Genomic DNA, 5,411 nt, shown 5'->3' with positions numbered 1-5,411 from the left:
CCGGGAGTACCTTGCCAGTACCCGCAGACTACCGCCGCTCCCCACAGGTACACCAGCTGAGGGCTCAATTTAGGTTGCGGACGCTCCCAACGGCGGAAACGAAATGTGCGGCGAGCTTGCCGGGCAGGGGCCGCAACTGACGTGCGCACAGCCCTCCGCTCACGTCCAGCCTGCCGCGTGCAGCAGACCGGTTCCACCCGCGCCGGCAAAAAGAGCGGCCGCCCGAAAGGGCGGCCGCTTCTGTATGCAGTTGCCGGGTGAGGGCCCATGGGGGAGGGTCGCCGACCTTCCCCCATGAGGCGCGCCGGGCGGGCGTCGGCGCGAAGCGCCGCTTCGACGCGCAGCGTCGAGCAGTCCCGCCCTTCCTTAACGTACTTTTGGTCGGGGGCCAAAAGTACGCGCGCCTCAGTCTTCCTCGTTCATCTTTTTGGCTTCCTCGATGACGGCGGCTTCGAGCTGGGGCGGGAGCAGCTCATAGCGCTCGAAGGTGAGGGTGAAGTAGCCGCGGCCCTGCGTGGTGGAACGCAGCACGGTCGCGAAATCGCCCATCTCGCTCATCGGGACCTCGCCCTCGATCATCTGGAGGCCGTCGTCCGCCGGGTTCATGCCGAGCACGCGGCCGCGGCGTTTGTTGAGCTCGCTGATCATGTCGCCCGTGTTGGAGTCGGGGACGTAGACCTTGAGGTTGCCGATCGGCTCGAGCAGCGCGGGGGAAGCCTGCGCCATGCCCGCCTTGTAGGCGAGGGACGCGGCGGTCTTGAACGCCATTTCGGACGAGTCGACCGGATGGTAGGAGCCGTCGACGAGGACCGCCTTCAGGCCGACCACCGGGTATCCGGCGAGCACGCCGTGCTTGACGCAGTCCTGGAGGCCCTTTTCGACCGCGGGGAAGAAGTTCCTCGGCACCGAGCCGCCGAAGACGTTCTCCTCGAAGAGGAGGTCCTCGCCGTCGTAGGGGGAGAACTCGACCCACACGTCGCCGTACTGGCCGTGTCCGCCCGACTGTTTCTTATGCTTGCCCTGCACCTTGACCGCCTTGCGGATCGTCTCGCGGTAGGGAACGCGGGGCTTGGTGAGGTCGATGTCCACGCCGAACTTGGTTTTCAGCTTGGAGACGATCACGTCGATATGCTGCTCGCCCAGGCCGGAAATCACCTGCTGGTGGGTCTCGGCGTTCTGCTCGAACTTGATGGTCGGGTCCTCCTCCATCAGGCGGACCATGCCCTGCGCGACCTTGCCCTCGTCGCCCTTGTTCTTGACCTTGACGGCCATCGACAGGCACGCCTCGGGGAAGTTCATCCGCGCGAAGGAGACCACCCGCTTGGGGTCGCAGAGGGTGTCGCCGGTGATGGCGCTCGACAGCTTGGTGACCGCGCCGATGTCGCCCGCGGTGATGAAGGCGGTGTCCTCCTGCTTCTTGCCGGTCATGTAGATGAGCTTGCCCAGGCGCTCCGGCTCGCCGGTACGGGAGTTGACGGGAGCGATCTCGTTCGAGAGCTTGCCCGCGACGACCTTGAAATAGGAGAGCTTGCCGACGAACGGGTCGGCGACCGTCTTGAAGATATAGGCGGCCAGCGGGGCCTCGTCGGTGCAGGCGATCTCCACCGGGTTGCCGTCCTTGTCCTCGGCGGTCTCGGCGCCCGCCTCCCACGCGGAGGGCAGGTGGTCGACCAGCGCGTCGAGGAGCATGTCGATGCCTTCGAGCGTGGCCGCGGAGCCGCAGAGCACGGGGGTGATGGTGCCGTTGTGGACGCCGTCGTGGATGCCCTTGAGGATTTCGTCGCGGGTGAACTGCTCGCCCGAGAAGAACTTCTCGAACAGCTCCTCGTCCGTCTCGGCGACCGCCTCGCTGATGGCGGCGGTCAGGCCCTCGAAGCGGTGCTCGATGTCGGGCATCGCGACCTCGGAGGGCTCGCCCTTGGCGTTGTATTGGTAGGCCTTGTTGTCGACCAGGTTGATGTAGCACTGGACCTTGTGGTCCTCGACCACCGGCACGACGAGCGGGCAGACCGACGGCCCGAACGCGCCCTTGAGCTCCTCGAGCACCTTGTAGAAGTCGGCGTTCTCGGTGTCCATCTTGTTGACGAAGAACATCCGCGATTTGCCCATCTGCTCGGCGAGCTTATACGCCTTTTCCGCGCCCACGTTGAGGCCGGAACGCGCCGACACGGCGATCAGCACGCTCTCCGCCGCGCGCACGCCTTCATACATGCCCGCAGCGAAATCGAAAAGTCCCGGGGTGTCGATCAGGTTGATCTTGACGCTGCCCCAGCTGAACGGAGCGACCGCGCTCGAAACGGAAACCTTGCGTTTGACCTCCTCGGGGTCGAAGTCGCAGACGGTGTTGCCGTCGGGGACCTTTCCCAATCTATCGGTTGCGCCGGCCTTAAAGAGCAGGGCCTCCGCCAGGGAGGTTTTGCCGCTGCTTCCGTGGCCGGCAATTGCAACGTTCCGGATCTTACCCGCTAAGTATTGTCTCATGTAATAACACTCCTTTTTCTATCTGCACTGAGCATTAGTCATAATTGCCAGCAATCGCCGTGTGTTTGCGAGGCATTATATTGATATTATATAATTTCTCGGAGGCGTGCGCAAGGGATATCCCCTCCGTTCGCCTGTATAAATAATCCGGAAAATACTATGGACTTTGCACAAGGAATATGCGAAAAAAGGGGCCGCTGCTGGTGCAGCGGCCCTGTTGCGGGTAAAATCGATTATTTGCCCGCCGAAGCGGCGGCGCGGGTGATCAGGTACCACGCCAGCCCGAAGAGGAGCAGCACCCCGTAGGAGGCGAGCTGCAGCGAGCCGGTGAAGGCCATGAAGGCGACGAGCCCGTAGCCCGCGACGATGCCGATGAGCTGGACGACGGTGGCGCGCATGACCGATTTCCGGACGGCCGAGGCGGCGCGCACCAGCGCGAGCACGCCCGCGAGCCCGCCCCCGTGGCAGCCGCCCGCGGAGATGCGCTCCTTGGGCTTTGTGAGGAAGGCGTATTCCGCGTGGATCTTGGCGGGGAGCACCCGCACGCTCGTGCGGCGCACGCCGAACGCGGCCGCGACCAGCTCGCTGGTGATGTTCGGGTCGGTGGTGTAGAGCGCGACCGAAACGCCCCGGCGCTCCAGCTCGGAGAGGGCGTCGGCGGTTTCGGGGTCGGCGTTGTAGCTCACGACGAACATCGCGGAGAGCTCGCCCGAATTGGCGATATAGAGCACCTGCCTCCCGTCGCGGGTGTAGCGCATCTCGAAGTCGCGGGAGGGGCAGTCGATGTCGTGGTTGCGCATGAGCTCGTGGCTGCCGATCAGCACCCGCTTGCCGTCCACCCACGCCGAAAGGCCCATCCCGTCCTCGTACATGAGGCTGTCGACCTTTTTGAGCATCCGGCGGTTGCCGCCGATCATATTGAGGAAGATGCCCGACATGATGCCCCCGCAGGAGATGATCACGCTGGCGGCGTCGAGGATCGCCTCGTCGATCCGCTTTTCGGCAAACACCTTCATGCCGTGGAGCATGACGCTGTCGTCCGAGAAGAGGTCCCGGTCGCTGACGACCACCGCGCCGGTGTCGGCGTAGTCCTCGGCGGCGGTGTAGCCCGCGAGCATCGCTCCCTTCCGGGAGAGGCGCCTGGCCTGGCGGGCGAGCATGAGGTTGGGCACGAGCGAGCCCGAGAGGGGCGCGCAGATGCACAGCACCGCCGCGAACGCCGAAACGGCGGAAACCAGCTCACGGTCCATCAGGAAGAAGCCCGCGATCCCCACCACCAGCGCGCCCCCGAGGCAGATGGGCGAGGCGATGTTGGAGAAGGACTCGCTGTAGTCGGGGGAATAGCTGCGGTCGAGGAAGCCGGTGATGAAGCCGGCGCGGGCGCTGTAAGCGACCCGGTCGACGTCCGGCCCGAGGCCGCGGGAGAATTCCCGCGCGAATTCGCGGTTCTGGATCTGGACGAGCGCGTATTTGTCCCCCTCCGCCGTGAGGGTGGCGAAGTTGCGCTCAATCCGTTTCATCATCAGCTTCTTGCCGAAGAGGGAGAAGAGCAGCACCACGACGGCCAGCGGGAAATAGAGGCTGACGTTCCCGTTGCCGAGCACCGCGTCGGGCAGCACGGTCAGCACGATGCCCTGGATGAGCACGGCGAGCACGGCGAGCGCGGCGGGGGTGTCGCAGTTGGCGCGCATGCGGCAGAGGGCCGCGATGCCGCCGCCCACGATGTTGCTGCACACGATGGCGGCCAGCACCACGAGCACGAGGTTCACGATCAAAAAGAGCCGCATGTTGTTTTCCGGCGCGACCGCCGGGGGCAGCGGCAGCATATACCCCTCGGGGATCCCGAGCTTCCCGGCGAAGGGGACCACCTTGAGGGAAACGGTGAGGTAGAGGGACAGAAAGGCGAGCACCGCCGTCACGACCTGCCGGACGGTCAGCCCGGTGCGGATGGACCGGAGGTCCTTCTCCACATAGGGCGCGTCCTCCGGCGCGCCGAAATCGTCCTCCGGGACCTCCTGCTCGAGCAGCTCCTGCTCGGCGTAGGACTGCCGCCACTTGGACTGGGCCAGCTCCTGCGGGCCCTCCTCCCGCGCGCGGCGCGGCGCGGCCGTGTCGATCTCCTGCGTGTGACCCGCCGGCGCGTTCCTGCGCGGGCGCGGACGCAGGGGGATGTCCATCCGGGTGCCGTCCGGTTCCGGTTCCGTCCCGGCGTCGAACCCGAACTGGAACCCGAAGCCGCCCGCCTCCGGCGGGGGCGCGTCGTCCTCCCAGGAGGGCAGCCGGAAATCGTCCGCCGGTTCCTCCGGCGCGGCGCGGAAGGTGAAGCCCTCCCCTGCCCCCTCGCGGGGCGCGGCGGGCTGCTGCGCGGCCCCGCCGCGCGAACGGCGCAGCCGGTCGAGCGTCTCCCCGAGCGTCTCGCCCTGCGGCAGCGGCGCGGAATCGCTCTCGAAATCGTAGGGCGTCTTGGGCGCGGGCTCCGCGGGGTAGTCGTCGCAGCGCGGACGCGCGCTCTTCGGCGCGGGCTCCGCGGGGTAGTCGTCATAGCGCGGGCGCGCGCTCTTCGGCGCGGGCTCCGCGGGATAGTCGTCGTAGCGCGGGCGCGCGCTCTTCAGCGCGGGCTCCGCGGGGTAGTCGTCGTAGCGCGGACGGGCGTGCTTCGGCGCGGGTTCCGCGGGGTAGTCGTCATAGCGCGGGCGCGCGCTTCCCTGCGCGGGACGCCGGGGGGGCTCCTCCCGGCGCGGCGCCTCCTGCGCCTCCTGCCCGAACCCGCTCAGGCGGGAGCGCCGCTCCTCCTGGGGGGCGTGCTGGGGGGCGGCCGGCCGGCGCTGCGGCCGGCGGGTGCGCTCATAGTAGGGCTCGTCCGCGCGCGGGACGGCCCTGCGGGGCTCCTGCGCGTCCTCCGCGCGGCGGGGGCGGTAGTCCTCCTGCGG

1 protein-coding gene and 1 pseudogene are annotated in these 5,411 nt (G+C 67.3%); both read right to left on the bottom strand.

Going from position 1 to position 5,411, the window contains the following annotated elements; translation table 11 throughout:
* Window positions 1–405: 405 nt before the first annotated feature.
* Window positions 406–2,481: an elongation factor G gene (locus RCI06_RS14070; protein WP_101549202.1), complete on the bottom strand. Its 2,076-nt coding sequence runs from the start codon at window positions 2,479–2,481 to the stop codon at window positions 406–408.
* A gap of 233 nt (window positions 2,482–2,714) precedes the next feature.
* Window positions 2,715–5,411 (bottom strand): annotated as a pseudogene (locus tag RCI06_RS14065) (hypothetical protein); the annotation flags it as partial.

It is taken from the genome of Anaerotruncus massiliensis (ex Togo et al. 2026) (assembly GCF_030825285.1).
Classification (GTDB): domain Bacteria; phylum Bacillota; class Clostridia; order Oscillospirales; family Ruminococcaceae; genus Anaerotruncus; species Anaerotruncus massiliensis.
Note: the sequence above shows the minus strand (reverse complement) of the source record. Positions and strands in the feature narration are given on the sequence as shown.

Coding starts and splice junctions, on each gene's coding strand:
- RCI06_RS14070 (WP_101549202.1), bottom strand. CDS start 2,481: ATGAGACAATACTTAGCGGGTAAGATCCGGAACGTTGCAATTGCCGGC.